We start from the raw sequence: 15,971 nt of genomic DNA on the forward strand, positions 1-15,971 counted from the left end.
ACCTAAAAGGCCAGTACGTTGCTGGCTGGTCGAGTAAACATTGAACATACCTGAATGTGATTGCGAGGCAAAGCACAATATCTGGCACAGCAGAAAAACAAAGCCCAACTCCGAGGAGTTGGGCTTGAGTTGGCCGATTTTATTCGACAAATCTGGCGATACGTCGAGTTATTTCTGCAGTAGAGAAATATCGGCGATCTGCAAGAACAGGTTACGTAGGTTGTTAAGCAGCGTTAAGCGGTTTTTCTTCAACGCTTCGTCATCTGCCATGACCATCACGTTATCGAAGAACGCGTCGACAGGCTCACGCAGCGCAGCAAGTTGGCTCAATGCTTGTTGGTAGTTACCCGTTGCAAATGCAGGCTCTAACGCTTCTGTGAGTACTTCAACGTTTTCAGCCAGCGCTTTCTCTGCATCTTCCTGAAGAAGAGACAGCTCAATCTCAGTTGGCAGTTCGCCTTCGAATTTCGCCAGAATGTTACCCACGCGTTTGTTCGCTGCTGCCAGTGATTCTGCTGCATCCAACTCACGGAAGTGAGAAACCGCTTTAACACGTTGGTCAAAGTCTGCAGGTTTAGTTGGGCGACGAGCCAGTACCGCTTGGATGATGTCTACGCTGAAACCTTCATCTTGGTACCATGCACGGAAACGACCGAGCATAAACTCAATCACATCTTGCTCAACGTTTTCGTTAGTTAAACGGCTAGTGCCATCTTCTTGGGCAAACAGTGATTTCGCTTTCGCGACTAGATCGACCAAGTCTAGGTTGTAACCGTACTCAACGATGATACGCAGAACACCCAGTGATGCGCGGCGCAGTGCAAATGGGTCAGAGCCTTTTGGCGCTTGGCCAATACCGAAGATACCGACGATAGTGTCCAGCTTATCCGCCATCGCAACCGCGGCAGAAACTCCGTTGGTTGGTAGGCTGTCGCCAGCGAAACGAGGCATGTATTGCTCGTTAAGTGCCACTGCCACTTCTTCTGATTCACCGTCGTGGCGCGCGTAGTGCATGCCCATCACACCTTGAGTATCGGTAAACTCGAATACCATTGATGTCATTAGGTCACATTTAGCTAGCAGACCAGCACGTTTTGATTTCTCAACATCCGCACCGATTTGCTCAGCAATGTAGCCAGCAAGCTCAGTGATACGGTCTGTTTTGTCTTTGATGGTGCCCAGTTTTTGCTGGAAGATGGCCGTTTCTAGCTGAGGTAGGCGATCAATCAGTTTGCTCTTGCGGTCAGTGTTGAAGAAGAACTCGGCATCAGCAAGACGTGGACGAACCACTTTCTCGTTACCTTCAATAACATGACGAGGCTCTTTAGACTCGATGTTAGAGACGAAGATAAAGTTAGGCAGCAGTTTTTTCTCTGCGTCATAGACAGGGAAGTACTTCTGGTCGCCTTTCATGGTGTAAACCAACGCTTCTGAAGGTACTTTGAGGAACTTTTCTTCAAACTTAGCTGTTAGCACAACCGGCCATTCAACCAGTGAAGTTACTTCTTCAACTAGGTCATCTTCTAGGTCAGCAACACCGCCAACTTGTTGTGCTGCTTTTTGTGCATCAGCGATGATAGTAGCTTTACGAGCATCGTAATCCGCGATGACTTTACCGCGATCTTCCAGAATCGCTGGGTATTGAGAGGCAGAATCGATAGTAAATTCTGCCTCTCCCATGAAACGGTGACCACGGATAGTACGAGCAGAACTCACACCAAGGATTTCACCTTCGATAAGTTCATCACCGAACAGAATGGTTAGCGTTTTAACTGGGCGGATAAATTGAGTTTCTTTATCACCCCAACGCATTGGTTTGGCGATAGGCAGGTTAGCCAATGCTTTTGCGGCAAGTTCAACAACCACAGTTTTTGCTTCTTGGCCTTTCACTTCTTGCTTGTAAAGCAGCCATTCACCTTGGTCTGTCTTTAGGCGATCGGCTTGTTCAACCGTGATGCCGTTACCACGAGCCCAGCCTTGTGCCGCTTTGGTGGGTTGACCATCTGCATCAAAAGCAACCGCAATCGCAGGACCACGTTTTTCAACCACTTTATCCGCTTGGCCTTCAGCAAGGTTAGCGACTTTAAGCGCTAAACGACGTGGCGTTGCAAACCACTTGATGCCTTCATGGGCAAGGTCTGCGGCTTTTAATTCTGCTGCAAAGTTTGCCGCAAAGGCTTCCGCTAGCGTGCGAAGTTGCTTTGGTGGTAACTCTTCAGTACCGAGTTCAATTAGAAATTCTTTTGCCATCTTATTTGTCCTCACCCTTTTTACACATAGGGAAGCCTAATGCTTCACGAGATGCGTAGTACGCTTCTGCAACCGATTTAGTGAGGTTACGAATACGTAGGATGTAACGCTGACGCTCTGTGACTGAGATGGCTTTGCGCGCATCCAGTAGGTTGAACGCGTGGCCAGCTTTCAAAATACGCTCGTAAGCGGGCAGTGGAAGCGGCTTTTCAAGCTCAAGCAGGTGTTTACACTCTTTTTCGCACTGGTCGAAGAAGGTGAATAGGAAATCCACATCGGCGTGTTCGAAGTTGTAAGTGGATTGCTCAACTTCATTTTGGTGGAAGATGTCGCCATAGGTTACTTTGCCTAGTGGACCATCTGTCCATACCAAGTCATACACAGAATCCACGCCCTGAATGTACATCGCCAGACGCTCAATACCGTAAGTGATCTCGCCGGTAACAGGTTTGCACTCTAAGCCACCGACTTGCTGGAAGTAGGTAAACTGAGTCACTTCCATGCCGTTTAACCACACTTCCCAGCCAAGACCCCAAGCACCGAGTGTTGGGTTTTCCCAGTTGTCTTCGACGAAACGGATGTCGTGAACTTGCGGGTCAACGCCAAGCACTTCCAGAGAACCTAAGTACAGTTCTTGAATGTTGTCTGGGGACGGTTTAATGATCACCTGGAACTGGTAGTAGTGCTGAAGGCGGTTAGGGTTTTCACCGTAGCGGCCGTCAGTCGGACGACGAGATGGCTGAACGTAAGCCGTAGCAATTGGCTCAGGACCAAGTGCACGTAAACATGTCATTGGGTGAGAAGTACCTGCACCTACTTCCATGTCTAATGGTTGAACAATGGTACAGCCTTGTTGGGCCCAATAATCCTGCAGCGCGAGGATCATACCCTGAAAGGTTTTGATATCGTATTTTTGCATAGTCAGGTTCGCGCGAAATTTCTGTCTAGAGTGATAAAAAATAACGATCAAGTATACCCAGATATTCTGCATGGGAGTAGAGCTAATCTTGATTAATTCGTGGTCAAATTTCCCCTTTAGTGGAAATTTATTGGCTTATTCGTCCAAATTTTCTTAAAAGGGAGTTTTTGTGTAATTTCTCACTTGAGATGGTGGGGGAAGCTGGCTAGAATTGCGCTCGTCTTTGGGGAGTAGCTTACTGGATGAGGTCCATTTCCATCCGGTTCGTTCGTCAACATAATTGGTGCCAAATCACCATGGCGTTCGAGACTCGAAGCCCTTCGAGTTTAGCAAGACCTTAGACAAATCATCACGAACCGGGGCGGGGCGTGAGGTTTGTCTATGGTTAACATAATAATCCCTGCCCCATTGAGCATGTCGTGAGCGTTTTAGCTATTTCTATTACTACTGTCGCCTTAGCCGAAATTGGCGATAAAACCCAGTTATTATCCCTGCTGCTAGCCAGCCGCTATCGAAAACCGATCCCCATCATTGCTGCGATCTTCTTTGCCACCATTGCTAACCATGCTTTGGCTGCGTGGCTGGGTGTCGTTGTGGCCGATTACCTGTCACCAGAAGTATTGAAATGGGTGCTGGTGGTGAGCTTTCTCGCGATGGCGGCTTGGGTGCTGATCCCCGACAAGCTCGACGACGATGAAGAGATTTCCAATCGAGGTCCATTTGTGGCCAGTTTTATCGCGTTTTTTATCGCGGAAGTGGGGGACAAAACGCAAATCGCCACCTCGATTCTCGGTGCCCAATACGCCGATGCGCTCACTTGGGTGATCCTCGGCACCACCATCGGCATGCTGTTGGCGAATGTGCCTGTGGTGCTGATTGGTAAGCTCTCGGCAGACAAACTGCCCCTTGCCTTAATTCGCAAAGTAACTGCACTACTGTTTGTTGCTTTGGCACTGGGTGCCGCTTTTTGGTAAATCTTGCGTCTAACTTCGGATAATCTCGCAGAAACAGCGGCCGTTCTTAAATGAGTGTTTATTCGTTAAGGAGCGTGACCGCTGCCATATTCGTGTCATGCAGCGCATGCTACTTTAAGGTTGTGAATTGAAACGGGAGGGCACCAATATGCTGACACGTTATATGGGTATGACAGCAAAAAGTCAGAGTTATCTGTTCACCTTTGGTTTGGCTCTGTGTCTGTTGGCCATGGCACTGACGGAGATGTGGCTGCCGATTGTCGCAGGGACTTTTATCCTAACGGGATTGACCGTTGAATCTTGGATTCGCGTCGCGCACATCATCCCGATGCACGACGAGATGCGTGCCATGCGTAAAGAACTCAATAAGTTACAAGCGCAAGTGCGCGCGCTGGAAAATGAGCAATAAAGCCATAGTAATCAAAGCTGCCGAAGCAGCTTTGATTTCACCTACGAGTCGAGACGACTGCGAAGCGGTGGAGCTGAGTTTGGCCAGAATTGGAACAGCAGAATGGCACTCAAAATACCCGCTAAACTGAGCAAAGTGCGGCTATCGATCGTACCACCTTGTGCGATGGCAGCCAGTATCACGCCAACGGTTGGCACCAGATAGTTACTCAGCGAAGCAAACGCTGGGCCTTTGCTCATGATGAGCTGCATAAACAGAATGTAGACCACACCACCGCAAAAAATACCGAGATAAAGGCTAGACAGTGCCGATGACATACTGATGTGGCTTAACGTCAGCTCACTACTTAAAAGTGCAATCGGCAGCAGTTGCATCGCAGAGAGCACGATCACATCACGCGCGACCACGATTGGGTGTAAGTTATCCAGCTTTTTGACCAAAATTAAACTTAAGGCAAAACTGAGGGTCGCGATAAAAATCGCCGCGGCGCCATAGAAGCTTTGCCCATCTGGCGTGTGCAGTTGCGGATAGAAGAGGTAGAGTAAGCTGGCAAAACCCAATAGGCCACACAGCAGCGATTTGGCTTCCAGACGAGCGTGACGTAAAAACAGTGGCGCGAGCAAAATAGTCAGCAATGGGTTCATGCCGGTGATCACTGCCGCATGGCTGGAGGGGGTGGACTGCTGTCCCCACGCCACCAAAAGAAATGGCAGGGTCGCCTCCAGTGTGGCGATAACAAACAGCATCGGCCAGTGGCCAGAGGTGCGTTTCAATTTCAACCAGTAGCATGCGGCGATTAAGATCAGCGCACCAAAACTGGAACGCAGCGCAGCAATCCAGATCGCTGGCATCGATTCCAGTGCTAAGCGATTAAACTCGTACTGCGACCCCCACAAAATGCCGCACATGATCAGCATTATTAAATATTTCATGATGACTCCTTCATTTCATCAAGGCGCAGATGCGCCTTGATGGCGATGCCTGCAAAACTAGATCTGCAGGACGATTTTTCCTTGAACATGCTCAGTTTCCGATAAGGCATGTGCTTGTGCTACCGCGTCGAGCGGCAATTGTTGAATGCTGGGCAGTTGAATCGCCCCTTGATCGATCAAAGCGCCGATGTGTGACAACTGCTCACCACTTGGCATTACCAATACCCGCTGATGAGCAAAGGTGTAGCGCGCGGGGATTTGATGAGTTTTCAGAGTAGAGATGTATTTGCCACAAGGTTTTACCGTGTCGTAGATACCTTGCGTGTCGTTGTCGACCACATCAAACACATAGTCAAACTGACCGAGCGCCTGCAAGTAGTTTGGCTGGCGGTAGTCTGCCACATGCTCAACACCGAGAGATTGCAAGTAAGGGTGATTGCCAGTGGAAGCCACCGCCGTTACCTTTGCGCCTAGGTGCATAGCGAATTGTACGGCAAAACTGCCCACGCCACCACTGGCGCCGTGGATCAGCACCGATTGCCCCGGTTCTATCTCGGCGAGCTGATGCATCGCTTGCCAAGCGGTTAAGGAGCTCAAAGCGTTTCGTCATGTGGTGATTCGCGATTCGGGCAATCAAGATGTGGATAGTGGTTGGCGTGGTTCGCACTTGCGTCTGACAGTGACGCATCCAAGTACCGCATTAAATAGCATTCTCGATGGTGTCGGTTTTGGCTGGCTACCGCAACATTTGGTGCAACCGTACCTCAATGATGGTCGTTTGGTGCGGGTGGATCTCGAGAGTGAGCAAAAGCGCAGCGTAAAGTTTCAATTAGGGATCAAACCGGACCAATGCCATAACCGAGAGTTGCGGACTCTGTTTGAATTCTTCAGTGCACTGTGCGCCATGGCGCTGTCAGAGCGCGACGACGAGATGCAGTAAGCCATCTTGTTTGCGTGGTGAGGGGCAGGGGTTAATCCAGCCCTTTTTTGATCAGATACAGATAAGGCAGTTGGTCGGTTTGCGCGGCAAGCAGTTGGTGATCCATAAAACGGCAAAAGCTCGGGATATCTCGTGTGGTCGACGGGTCATCGGCTTTCACCAATAACACCTCACCATCTTGCATGGTACGAATTGTCTTCCTGACCATCATTACTGGCTCTGGACAGCGCAGCCCTTCAGCTTCCAAGGTTTTCGTCGCCAGTTCAGGATTAAAGATCATAGTGTGGTTCTCCAAAATTCCGCACGAATTCTACGTTCGTAGAAAAAATATTCAATAATTACTTGGCAAATAGGTCGTTTTGCATTAATTTGAATTAACAATTTGGTAACAACTGGAGTAACACGATGTTAACAGCATTAGATAGGCTAACTATTTACTCGGTTATGTGTTTTATCTCGTTTTGTGCTCTCGTGTTTAGAACACCAGCTGAGACCTCATTGATGCCTTTACTGGGCATGAGCGCGACCATCATCGGGATTTGGCTTGAGATGCACCTATGGTCAGGTGCCTCTGAAGAACAGAAGAATTAGCGCTTTTGTTTGCAAAGCTACGCTCACCTATTTAACGACACTTCATTCCGACACTATCCCCATTTTTCTTGGGCTTCCCCGCTGAAAGGCGGGATTTTTTTTGCCTGAAAGGTACAATCACAGGCTAATCCCTTCAATGAGCATGGTTAATTGTGGAACTGGAAGAGATCTATCGCCGAGATTTAAACTTGCTGGTGGCCTTACGTGTATTGATCGAAGAGAGCAGCGTAAGCAAGGCTGCTTTGCGTCTTAACCTAAGCCAGTCGGCGATGAGCAGAGTGCTTGGTCGGCTGCGCGAGCTACTTGATGATCCGCTGTTCACCCGTCAAGGCCAGCATTTGATCCCAACCCAGAAAGCGCTCGAAATTGACCGTGCTCTCGGCGAGCCATTGGAATCATTACGTCAGTTGCTTTCTCCGTCTGAGTTTGATCCCCATCTTTGTACCCAAACGTTTACCATTGCCACCACAGATTATGCGATGCAGACCATTTTGCCGTTTGCCTTACCGCGTATTTATCAAGAAGCGCCGAATGTATCGTTTAACTTTCTGCCTTTGCAGCACGAAAGATTAGCCGAGCAGTTGATTTATGAAGGGGCTGATTTGGCGATTTGTCGCCCGACGGGGCCGGTGGAGCCGCTGCGCAGTGACGTATTGGGCCGAGTTGGCGTGCTCTGTTTGCTCTCCAAGCAACACCCACTTGCTAATGAGGAGATGAGTCTGGCGGATTATCTTTATTATCCTCACGCCATGATTGCCATTAGTGACGGTGTTAAGGCGTTGATTGAACAAGCACTCGAAGCTCAGCCGCCACGTAAAATGGTGCTGCGCGCTTATCATCTCGAGGCTGCTTTGGCGATCGTCGACACCTTACCTATTGTGATTACGGTACCGGCCGATCTCGCTTATCTGGTCGCAGAGCGCTACGACTTGGTGGTCAAGCCACTGCCGTTTCAATTTACGCCGTTCGATTATTCGATGATCTGGCATGCGCGCTGCGAACACTCTTCGGCGCAGGAGTGGCTACGCTCGATCGTGAAAGAGGAGTGTGGCCGTTTGATTGCCAAGCGCATTGAAGATATGGGGTTAGACTGACAAAAAAGAGCCAGATTGGCTGGCTCTCGGTTGACTGAAGGTGGAGCTACAGTTTGATCACCACGCGGCCCGTGACTTGGCCATTGGTGATCGCTTCAGCGTAGCTAGGGGCTTGAGCGAGCTCAACTTCGGTACAGGCTTGTTCAAAGTAACTCTCTGGCAGCAATGCCACCAGTTTTTCCCATGCCGCGATGCGTTTGTCGGTTGGGCACATCACCGAGTCCACGCCTTGCAGACGCACATTACGTAGGATGAATGGCATCACTGTGGTGGGCAGATCAAAACCGCCAGCCAGACCACACGCGGCCACCACGCCGTTGTAATCCATTTGTGCCAACACTTTCGCCAGCACTTTGCTGCCGACGGTGTCAATCGCACCTGCCCAGACTTGCTTTTCCAGTGGGCGGGCAGGTTGTTCAAATTCAGCTCGATCGATAATGCGGCTTGCGCCAAGTTTTTCTAGCAGTGGGCCGTTTTGCTCAACGCGACCAGTGACCGCGGCCACTTGGTAGCCGAGTTGAGTCAGCAGGGTAACGGCCACAGAGCCGACACCGCCGCTGGCACCGGTAACCAGCACTTCGCCAGCGTCAGGTTTGACGCCGCCGTCGAGTAGGGCCTGTACACACAGCATCGCCGTTAAGCCGGCGGTGCCAATCATCATCGCTTTTTTGCTATCGAGGCCTTGTGGCAAAGGCACCAGCCAATCGGCTTGCAGACGAGCGCGTTGCGCCATCCCGCCCCAATGATTTTCGCCCACGCCCCAACCCGTTAGGACAACGTGATCACCCGCTTGGTAACGCTCGTGTTGTGATTCGATGACAGTGCCTGCCAGATCGATTCCCGGCACCATCGGAAAATTGCGGATGATTTTACCTTTGCCAGTGATGGCTAGGCCATCTTTGTAGTTGAGCGAAGAGTAATCCACCGCAATCAGTACGTCACCTGATGGCAGTTGCGACTCATCGATTTGTTCAATCGTGGCCAGCGTGCGTTGCTCTTCTTGATTGAGGACTAAAGCGTTAAACATAGGTTTCTCCACCCATTGCAGCAATTGAAAACGAGGTAAAGTGTAGAATGAACTAGGCTATGACTAAAATGAAACTTTAGCATTATAACAATGCGTTTGGCGCATAGATTAAGAGCGGCCGAAGCCGCTCTTTGTTTTACTAGTGGACGAGATTACGGACGCTCAAAGACCGTCGCAATCCCTTGGCCAAGGCCGATACACATGGTCGCTAAACCATATTTCGCCCCTTTGTCTTCCATCAGGTTAATCAGCGTGGTCGAGATACGCGCGCCAGAACAACCCAGCGGGTGACCAAGTGCAATCGCACCGCCGTTGAGGTTGACTTTTTCATCCATCACGTCAAGCAGACCGAGATCTTTGGCGCAAGGCAGTGACTGAGCAGCGAACGCTTCGTTGAGCTCAATCACATCCATATCTTCAATCGACAAGCCAGCTCGTTTAAGCGCTTTCTGGGTCGCTGGCACTGGGCCATAACCCATGATGGATGGATCGCAACCCGCAATCGCCATGCCTTTGATGCGCGCACGGATCTTGAGGCCAAGCTGGTTGGCTTTCTCTTCGCTCATGATCAGCATCGCTGAAGCGCCATCAGAGAGCGCGGAAGAGGTTCCTGCAGTCACAGTGCCGTTGGCAGGATCAAACACCGGACGAAGTTGCGACAACCCCTCGACAGTGGTTTCTGGACGAATCACTTCGTCATAATCCAAGGTGAACAGCGTGCCGTCCGCCGCGTGACCTTCGGTTGGCAGAATTTCGTTTTTAAAGCGGCCTTCTAAAGTCGCTGCTTGGGCACGGGCGTGAGAGCGCGCGGCAAACTCGTCTTGCTGCTCGCGGCTAATGCCATGCAGCTTGCCCAGCATCTCAGCGGTTAATCCCATCATGCCAGCGGCTTTCGCCACGTTTTTCGACATGCCTGGGTGGAAGTCGACACCGTGCGTCATGGGCACATGGCCCATATGTTCTACACCGCCAATCAGGCAGATCTCGGCATCTCCCGTCATGATGGCACGTGCACCATCGTGCAGCGCTTGCATCGAAGAGCCACACAGGCGGTTCACCGTGACTGCGCCAATTTCAATCGGCAAACCTGCCAATAGTGCGGCGTTACGCGCGATGTTAAAACCTTGTTCTAGGGTTTGTTGCACACAGCCCCAGTAAATATCTTCAATCTCTTTGGGGTCAACTTGTGGGTTGCGCGCTAGGATGCCTTTCATCAGATGAGCAGAGAGATCTTCTGCGCGCGTATGACGAAAAGCACCACCTTTCGAGCGACCCATTGGGGTACGAAGACAATCAACAATTACGACGTTTTTCATGGGGGTCACTCCTTAGATAGAACCTTGCTGTTGCGAGCCGTAGAAAGTGTCACCTTTGCTCGCCATATCGATTAGCAGTTGAGGCACGTGGTACATTGCGCCCAGATCTGAGTACTGTTTTGCCATGTCGACAAAGTTGGCAATACCCACGCTATCTAAGTAACGGAAAACGCCGCCGCGGAATGGAGGGAAACCGAGGCCATACACCAGCGCCATGTCCGCTTCTTGTGGTGTCGCGATGATGCCTTCTTGCAGACACAGCACCACTTCGTTGATCATCGGAATCATCATACGTTGAATAATGGTTTGCTCGTCAAAGGCTTGTGGCTCTGCACATACCTCAGCCAGCACAGGTAAGATCGCGTCGCTGAAGGTTTTCTTTGGCTTGCCTTTTTTGTCGATGCTGTAGCTGTAGAAACCGCTGCCATTCTTTTGGCCGTATTTATTGGCTTCAAACAGCGCATCAATCGCGTCACGGCCTTGTTTACCCATACGCTCAGGGAAACCTTGTGCCATCACAGCTTGAGCGTGATGCGCGGTATCGATACCGACTACGTCTAGTAAGTAAGCCGGGCCCATTGGCCAGCCAAATTTACGCTCCATCACCTTGTCCACTTGGGTGAAATCAGCCCCATCGCGCAGCAGCATGCTAAAACCGCCAAAGTAAGGGAACAGCACGCGGTTAACGAAGAATCCAGGACAGTCGTTGACGACGATCGGCGATTTGCCCATCTTCGCTGCGTAAGCGACTACGCGGTTGATGGTTTCGTCCGATGTGTGTTCGCCACGGATGATTTCCACCAACGGCATGCGGTGCACTGGGTTAAAGAAGTGCATGCCACAGAAGTTTTCTGGGCGCTTGAGCGATTTGGCCAGCAGATTGATTGGAATGGTCGAAGTGTTTGAGGTGATCACCGTCTCGGCGCTGACCTGCTGTTCCACTTCGCTTAATACCGCCGCTTTGACTTTCGGGTTTTCCACCACGGCTTCGACGATCACGTCGGCATTCTCGATACCCGCATAATGCAGGCTAGGGGTAATCGATGCCAAGATGCCGGCCATTTTGAAACCGTCGATCTTACCGCGTTCAAGCTGTTTGTTGAGCAGCTTGGAAGCTTCGGTCATGCCGAGGTCCAGCGAACCTTGAGCGATGTCTTTCATTAAGACAGGCACGCCCTTGAGCGCGGATTGGTAGGCGATACCGCCCCCCATGATGCCTGCGCCGAGCACCGCCGCACGGCCAGTCTCTTTGTTGGCGGACTTGGCGGCTTTTTTCGCGATGCCTTTGATGTATTGATCGCTAAGGAATAAGCCGACTAACGCTTTGGCTTCTTCCGATTTTGCCAATTTGATGAAGTGTTGGCGTTCAACATCCAGTGCTTGGTCGCGGGCGAAGCGAGCGCCTTGCTCAATAGTTTGTACCGCGGTCATTGGCGCTGGGTAATGAGGCCCTGCGACTTGAGCGACTAAACCTTTCGCCATAGTGAAGCTCATCATCGCTTCTAGCTTACTCAGTGTCAGTGGCGAGGTTTTCTGCGTGCGGCGAGTTTTCCAATCCAGCTGTTCGTTGATTGCTTGCGTCAGAGTGTGGAGCGCCGATTCACGCAGCGATGCGCTGTCCACCACCGCATCAAGCAGGCCAATCTTCAGTGCTTCTTCAGCACGGCACGCTTTGCCTTGTGTGATGATTTCCATTGCGCTGTCGGCGCCGATCACGCGAGGCAGACGTACACAACCACCAAAGCCGGGCATGATGCCGAGTTTGGTTTCAGGCAAACCGATGCTGGTGGTAGCGTCACCAATGCGTAGGTCCGTGGCAAGTACACACTCGCAACCGCCGCCAAGCGTGTGGCCAGTGAGAACGGAAATGGTCGGTACAGGCAAATCTTCAAGTTTATTAAAGATGCTGTTGGCAAATTGTAGCCACTGATCCAACTCTTCTTCTGGTTTGGCAAACAGGCCTAAAAATTCGGTAATGTCAGCACCGACGATAAATGCCTCTTTATCAGAGGTGAGCATGAGGCCTTTTAGACCAGCATGGGTGCTGAGTGAATCCAGCGCTTTATCAAGGGATTCGAGCGTGGCGAGGTCGAGCTTGTTAACGGAATTTGGCGAGCAGAAAGTCAGCTCTGCAATACCGTCGTGTAATTCCTTTACCTGTAGGGTTTCGGCTTGGTAAATCATTGTCTATCTCCATGACATACAATCTTGGATTGTCTGTATTGCCAGAGGGAAGGCGCTGAGCACAACGTCAACTCTCGGCCTCTGGGCATAGTGGAAAGCATTGCTATAGTTATTCTGGTTAGACCAGTGAAACTAGTTTGGATCGCAGATTGGCTAATTTCAATACATTTTTTAAACAAGTGTTTAACATTGTGCGGTGGAGCAGATCTTATGCGGCGAGCAAAACAGCTACATGCTACACTCCGCCTCTTTATCCCCAGCATTGACGACCATGAACGAGCAACCTTATTTGATTCCCGCCGCACCGGTGCGTTTTGAAGAAGAAATCAAAAAAAGCCTCTTTATTACCTATTTGACGCATGCGCCAAATGTTGAAGCGGCCAAGGCGTTTGTCGAGCAGATCAAGCAGCAGCATGCCGATGCGCGTCACAATTGCTGGGCGTTTGCCGCAGGTCGGGCGGAAGACTCAATGTTGTGGGGATTTAGTGATGATGGTGAGCCTTCGGGAACAGCAGGAAAACCGATATTGGCTCAACTATCAGGCTCTGGCGTGGGAGAGATCTGCGCTGTGGTGACTCGCTACTATGGCGGGATTCGTCTTGGAACTGGAGGGTTAGTCAAAGCGTATGGAGGCGGCGTGCAACAAGCACTCAAGCAGCTTCAAACTATTGAGAAAAAAATAACCACAAAACTCAGACTAGAGTTAGACTACGCTTTCATGCCAATCGCACAATCTCTCCTGCAGCAGTTTGCGGCAGTGGAAGTGCAAGCGCAGTACAGCGAACAGGTCGTGCTTGTCGTTGAGCTTGAAGTGAGACACGTGCGTGACTTTACTCAAATGGTCACTAATAAAAGCGGCGCGAGAGCCGTGGTCACGCCGTTAAACGGGAAGTAAACATAACAATCAGGAAGTCGTCGACTTTAAAGTTCAATCGTCCATGCAATTTCGTTCCATTATCCGTATCGTCGGGCTGCTGCTCGCCCTGTTTAGTGTCACCATGTTAGCGCCAGCGCTGGTCGCGTTGCTGTATCGAGATGGTGCAGGTGTCCCTTTTGTCACGACGTTCTTTGTGCTGCTATTTTGCGGTGCGCTGTGCTGGTTTCCCAACCGCAAGCATAAACATGAGCTCAAAGCGCGGGACGGCTTCCTTATAGTGGTCCTCTTCTGGACGGTTTTGGGTAGCGCCGGCTCATTGCCGTTTTTGATTGCTGATAACCCAAACGTGTCAGTGACCGATGCATTTTTTGAATCCTTTTCTGCGTTGACGACCACTGGCGCAACGGTGATTGTCGGGCTTGATGAATTACCCAAAGCGATCTTGTTCTATCGGCAGTTTCTACAATGGTTTGGTGGTATGGGGATCATCGTATTAGCGGTTGCTATTCTTCCTGTACTCGGCATCGGTGGTATGCAGCTTTATCGGGCCGAAATTCCCGGCCCGGTAAAAGACAGCAAAATGACCCCTCGCATTGCCGAAACGGCCAAAGCGTTGTGGTACATCTACCTTAGCCTGACCATTGCATGCGCTGGCGCCTTTTGGTTGGCGGGCATGACGGTGTTTGATGCGATCTGCCATAGTTTTTCAACTATCGCTATCGGTGGATTCTCAACCCATGACGCGAGCATGGGATATTTTGACAGTTATGCGATAAACCTGATTACCGTGGTTTTTCTGCTGATCTCGGCTTGCAACTTCTCCCTGCACTTTGCGGCATTCGCCTCAGGCGGGGTACATCCGAGATACTACTGGAAAGATCCTGAGTTCCGCGCCTTCATCTTTATTCAGGTGCTGCTGTTTGTGGTGTGCTTTTTATTGCTGCTTAGCCACCACTCTTACCGCTCATTTTATGATGCGTTTGACCAAGCGCTGTTTCAGACCGTTTCGATATCCACCACGGCAGGATTTACCACCACCGGATTTTCTGAATGGCCGCTGTTTCTGCCTGTCCTATTGCTGTTCTCTTCTTTTATTGGCGGCTGTGCGGGTTCAACTGGCGGCGGAATGAAAGTGATCCGCATTTTGCTGTTGACCTTACAAGGTGCGCGTGAGTTGAAACGTCTCGTTCACCCACGTGCGGTGTACACCATCAAAGTGGGTGGCAATGCGCTACCACAACGTGTGGTTGATGCGGTGTGGGGATTTTTCTCCGCCTATGCACTGGTCTTTGTCGTTTGTATGCTGGCGCTCATCGCAACGGGGATGGACGAACTCAGTGCATTTTCCGCGGTAGCCGCCACGCTCAACAACCTTGGCCCGGGGCTTGGAGAAGTCTCGGTGCACTTTGCTGATGTTAATGATAGAGCCAAGTGGGTACTGGTGGTTTCGATGCTGTTTGGCCGATTAGAAATCTTCACGCTATTAATACTGTTAACACCGACTTTTTGGCGTAGTTAGGGGAAATGATGAAAAAAGCGCTATTTCTTTACTCTTCCCGTGAAGGGCAAACTAAAAAAATCCTTCTATATATAGAGAAGCAGTTGCAAGGTTATCAGTGCGACGTGGTCAATCTGCACGAGGCGGATGAAATACGCTTCGCGGAGTATGACAAAGTGCTGATCGGTGCGTCGATTCGCTATGGCCACCTGAATAAGAAGCTCTACCAGTTTATTGAACGCCATATTGATTTACTACAGCAATGCAAAGCCGCTTTCTTCTGCGTCAACTTAACGGCGAGAAAAGAGGAACAGGGGAAAGACACGCCAGAAGGGAGTGTGTATATCAAAACTTTTCTCAGCAAATCAGCATGGCAGCCGACGTTAATTGGTGTTTTTGCTGGGGCGCTTTACTACCCTCGCTACAACTGGTTTGACCGCAACATGATTAAACTCATCATGACGTTAACCGGAGGAGAAACTGACACCAGCAAAGAAGTAGAGTATACCAATTGGCAAAAAGTGGGGGTTTTTGCTGATAAGTTTGCTCAGCTGTAGAAATAAAGTGCAGTTTTGAGGCTTTTTGTTGCTATTTTGCTCGAATGGCAAAAAAAGCAAAATAAAGTGCAAAAATGGCTTGCCAATGTGATCGCAATCTCTATAATGCCACCTCGCTGACACGGCAAGGCTCCATAAGAAACCAAGGCAAATCAGCAAGGCATTTTAGCCAGGTGATTCACCTGAAAAAGTTTTGAAAAAAGTGGTTGACACAAAAACTTAACTCGCTAAAATGGCCGCCTCTTCCACGGTGACTCAGTCACTGAAGCAGGAAGAAAGCTCTTTAACAATATAAACCTATCAATCTGTGTGGGCACTCGTTGATGATAATCCAAAAGATTTATCAATGAACTGAGTGACCAATTTGATACTTCGGTATCGAGCACAGTCAATTCAAGTTTTC

At 50.2% G+C, this 15,971-nt stretch carries 16 protein-coding genes; 8 read left to right on the forward strand and 8 right to left on the reverse strand.

What is annotated here, in order from left to right:
* Positions 1 to 168: 168 nt before the first annotated feature.
* Together glyS and glyQ are read right to left on the reverse strand one after the other, a co-directional pair.
* Positions 169 to 2,250, reverse strand: coding sequence for a glycine--tRNA ligase subunit beta (glyS, locus tag UF06_RS02715; protein ID WP_045569070.1), 2,082 nt, complete (start codon positions 2,248 to 2,250; stop codon positions 169 to 171).
* 1 nt (position 2,251) lies between these two features.
* A complete protein-coding gene (gene glyQ / locus UF06_RS02720; protein ID WP_039428662.1) occupies positions 2,252 to 3,169 on the reverse strand; it encodes a glycine--tRNA ligase subunit alpha in 918 nt (305 codons plus the stop codon).
* A 419-nt stretch (positions 3,170 to 3,588) separates the two neighbouring features.
* Between glyQ and UF06_RS02725 the strand changes: the two genes are divergently transcribed.
* Positions 3,589 to 4,143, forward strand: coding sequence for a TMEM165/GDT1 family protein (locus tag UF06_RS02725; RefSeq protein WP_045569071.1), 555 nt, complete (start codon positions 3,589 to 3,591; stop codon positions 4,141 to 4,143).
* A gap of 148 nt (positions 4,144 to 4,291) precedes the next feature.
* Positions 4,292 to 4,552, forward strand: coding sequence for a hypothetical protein (locus UF06_RS02730; RefSeq protein WP_039422308.1), 261 nt, complete (start codon positions 4,292 to 4,294; stop codon positions 4,550 to 4,552).
* Positions 4,553 to 4,593: 41 nt separating this feature from the next.
* Here UF06_RS02730 and UF06_RS02735 read toward each other — a convergent pair whose 3' ends face one another.
* Both UF06_RS02735 and UF06_RS02740 read right to left on the reverse strand, forming a co-directional pair.
* Positions 4,594 to 5,484, reverse strand: a complete 891-nt coding sequence (locus UF06_RS02735; protein WP_045569072.1) for a DMT family transporter — start codon at positions 5,482 to 5,484, stop codon at positions 4,594 to 4,596.
* Positions 5,485 to 5,541: 57 nt separating this feature from the next.
* Entirely contained in the window at positions 5,542 to 6,081 is a 540-nt protein-coding gene (locus UF06_RS02740; protein WP_226972463.1) for an NADP-dependent oxidoreductase, read from the reverse strand.
* A gap of 13 nt (positions 6,082 to 6,094) precedes the next feature.
* Here UF06_RS02740 and UF06_RS02745 point away from each other — a divergent pair, with 13 nt between their 5' ends.
* Positions 6,095 to 6,424, forward strand: a complete 330-nt coding sequence (locus UF06_RS02745) for a LysR substrate-binding domain-containing protein (protein WP_242401974.1) — start codon at positions 6,095 to 6,097, stop codon at positions 6,422 to 6,424.
* 31 nt (positions 6,425 to 6,455) lie between these two features.
* Here the strand turns inward: UF06_RS02745 and tusA are convergent, their stop codons facing one another.
* Complete coding sequence (tusA, locus tag UF06_RS02750) at positions 6,456 to 6,704, reverse strand: sulfurtransferase TusA (RefSeq protein ID WP_045569074.1); 249 nt, start codon at positions 6,702 to 6,704, stop codon at positions 6,456 to 6,458.
* 125 nt (positions 6,705 to 6,829) lie between these two features.
* Here tusA and UF06_RS02755 point away from each other — a divergent pair, with 125 nt between their 5' ends.
* Positions 6,830 to 7,015, forward strand: a complete 186-nt coding sequence (locus UF06_RS02755; RefSeq protein ID WP_045569075.1) for a hypothetical protein — start codon at positions 6,830 to 6,832, stop codon at positions 7,013 to 7,015.
* Positions 7,016 to 7,167: 152 nt separating this feature from the next.
* The gene (locus UF06_RS02760) at positions 7,168 to 8,109 is read left to right on the forward strand and encodes a LysR family transcriptional regulator (protein ID WP_045569076.1); all 942 of its coding nucleotides are present in this window, start codon (positions 7,168 to 7,170) and stop codon (positions 8,107 to 8,109) included.
* A 46-nt stretch (positions 8,110 to 8,155) separates the two neighbouring features.
* Here the strand turns inward: UF06_RS02760 and UF06_RS02765 are convergent, their stop codons facing one another.
* The 3 genes from UF06_RS02765 to fadB all read right to left on the reverse strand — a co-directional run bounded on the left by UF06_RS02765 (position 8,156) and on the right by fadB (position 12,636).
* Complete coding sequence (locus UF06_RS02765) at positions 8,156 to 9,136, reverse strand: MDR family oxidoreductase (RefSeq protein WP_045569077.1); 981 nt, start codon at positions 9,134 to 9,136, stop codon at positions 8,156 to 8,158.
* Between the two features lie 152 nt (positions 9,137 to 9,288).
* Positions 9,289 to 10,452: an acetyl-CoA C-acyltransferase FadA gene (gene fadA / locus UF06_RS02770; protein WP_045569078.1), complete on the reverse strand. Its 1,164-nt coding sequence runs from the start codon at positions 10,450 to 10,452 to the stop codon at positions 9,289 to 9,291.
* 12 nt (positions 10,453 to 10,464) lie between these two features.
* On the reverse strand, positions 10,465 to 12,636 hold the full coding sequence (fadB, locus tag UF06_RS02775; protein WP_045569079.1) for a fatty acid oxidation complex subunit alpha FadB: 2,172 nt from the start codon (positions 12,634 to 12,636) through the stop codon (positions 10,465 to 10,467).
* A gap of 271 nt (positions 12,637 to 12,907) precedes the next feature.
* Here fadB and UF06_RS02780 point away from each other — a divergent pair, with 271 nt between their 5' ends.
* Genes UF06_RS02780 through hemG form a run of 3 tightly spaced genes read left to right on the forward strand, consistent with a single transcriptional unit; the run spans position 12,908 to position 15,568 of the window.
* Positions 12,908 to 13,531 carry a YigZ family protein gene (locus UF06_RS02780; RefSeq protein WP_045569083.1) on the forward strand — a complete coding sequence of 208 codons (624 nt, stop codon included), beginning with the start codon at positions 12,908 to 12,910 and terminating at the stop codon, positions 13,529 to 13,531.
* Positions 13,532 to 13,574: 43 nt separating this feature from the next.
* Positions 13,575 to 15,032, forward strand: a complete 1,458-nt coding sequence (locus UF06_RS02785) for a TrkH family potassium uptake protein (RefSeq protein WP_039440213.1) — start codon at positions 13,575 to 13,577, stop codon at positions 15,030 to 15,032.
* 8 nt (positions 15,033 to 15,040) lie between these two features.
* A complete protein-coding gene (gene hemG / locus UF06_RS02790) occupies positions 15,041 to 15,568 on the forward strand; it encodes a menaquinone-dependent protoporphyrinogen IX dehydrogenase (protein ID WP_045569080.1) in 528 nt (175 codons plus the stop codon).
* Positions 15,569 to 15,971 lie beyond the last annotated feature (403 nt).

This window comes from Vibrio sp. S234-5, from assembly GCF_000960595.1.
Taxonomy (GTDB): Bacteria; Pseudomonadota; Gammaproteobacteria; order Enterobacterales; family Vibrionaceae; genus Vibrio.

Coding starts and splice junctions, on each gene's coding strand:
- glyS (WP_045569070.1), bottom strand. CDS start 2,250: ATGGCAAAAGAATTTCTAATTGAACTCGGTACTGAAGAGTTACCACCA.
- glyQ (WP_039428662.1), bottom strand. CDS start 3,169: ATGCAAAAATACGATATCAAAACCTTTCAGGGTATGATCCTCGCGCTG.
- UF06_RS02730 (WP_039422308.1), top strand. CDS start 4,292: ATGCTGACACGTTATATGGGTATGACAGCAAAAAGTCAGAGTTATCTG.
- UF06_RS02735 (WP_045569072.1), bottom strand. CDS start 5,484: ATGAAATATTTAATAATGCTGATCATGTGCGGCATTTTGTGGGGGTCG.
- tusA (WP_045569074.1), bottom strand. CDS start 6,704: ATGATCTTTAATCCTGAACTGGCGACGAAAACCTTGGAAGCTGAAGGG.
- UF06_RS02755 (WP_045569075.1), top strand. CDS start 6,830: ATGTTAACAGCATTAGATAGGCTAACTATTTACTCGGTTATGTGTTTT.
- UF06_RS02765 (WP_045569077.1), bottom strand. CDS start 9,136: ATGTTTAACGCTTTAGTCCTCAATCAAGAAGAGCAACGCACGCTGGCC.
- fadA (WP_045569078.1), bottom strand. CDS start 10,452: ATGAAAAACGTCGTAATTGTTGATTGTCTTCGTACCCCAATGGGTCGC.
- fadB (WP_045569079.1), bottom strand. CDS start 12,636: ATGATTTACCAAGCCGAAACCCTACAGGTAAAGGAATTACACGACGGT.
- UF06_RS02780 (WP_045569083.1), top strand. CDS start 12,908: ATGAACGAGCAACCTTATTTGATTCCCGCCGCACCGGTGCGTTTTGAA.
- UF06_RS02785 (WP_039440213.1), top strand. CDS start 13,575: ATGCAATTTCGTTCCATTATCCGTATCGTCGGGCTGCTGCTCGCCCTG.
- hemG (WP_045569080.1), top strand. CDS start 15,041: ATGAAAAAAGCGCTATTTCTTTACTCTTCCCGTGAAGGGCAAACTAAA.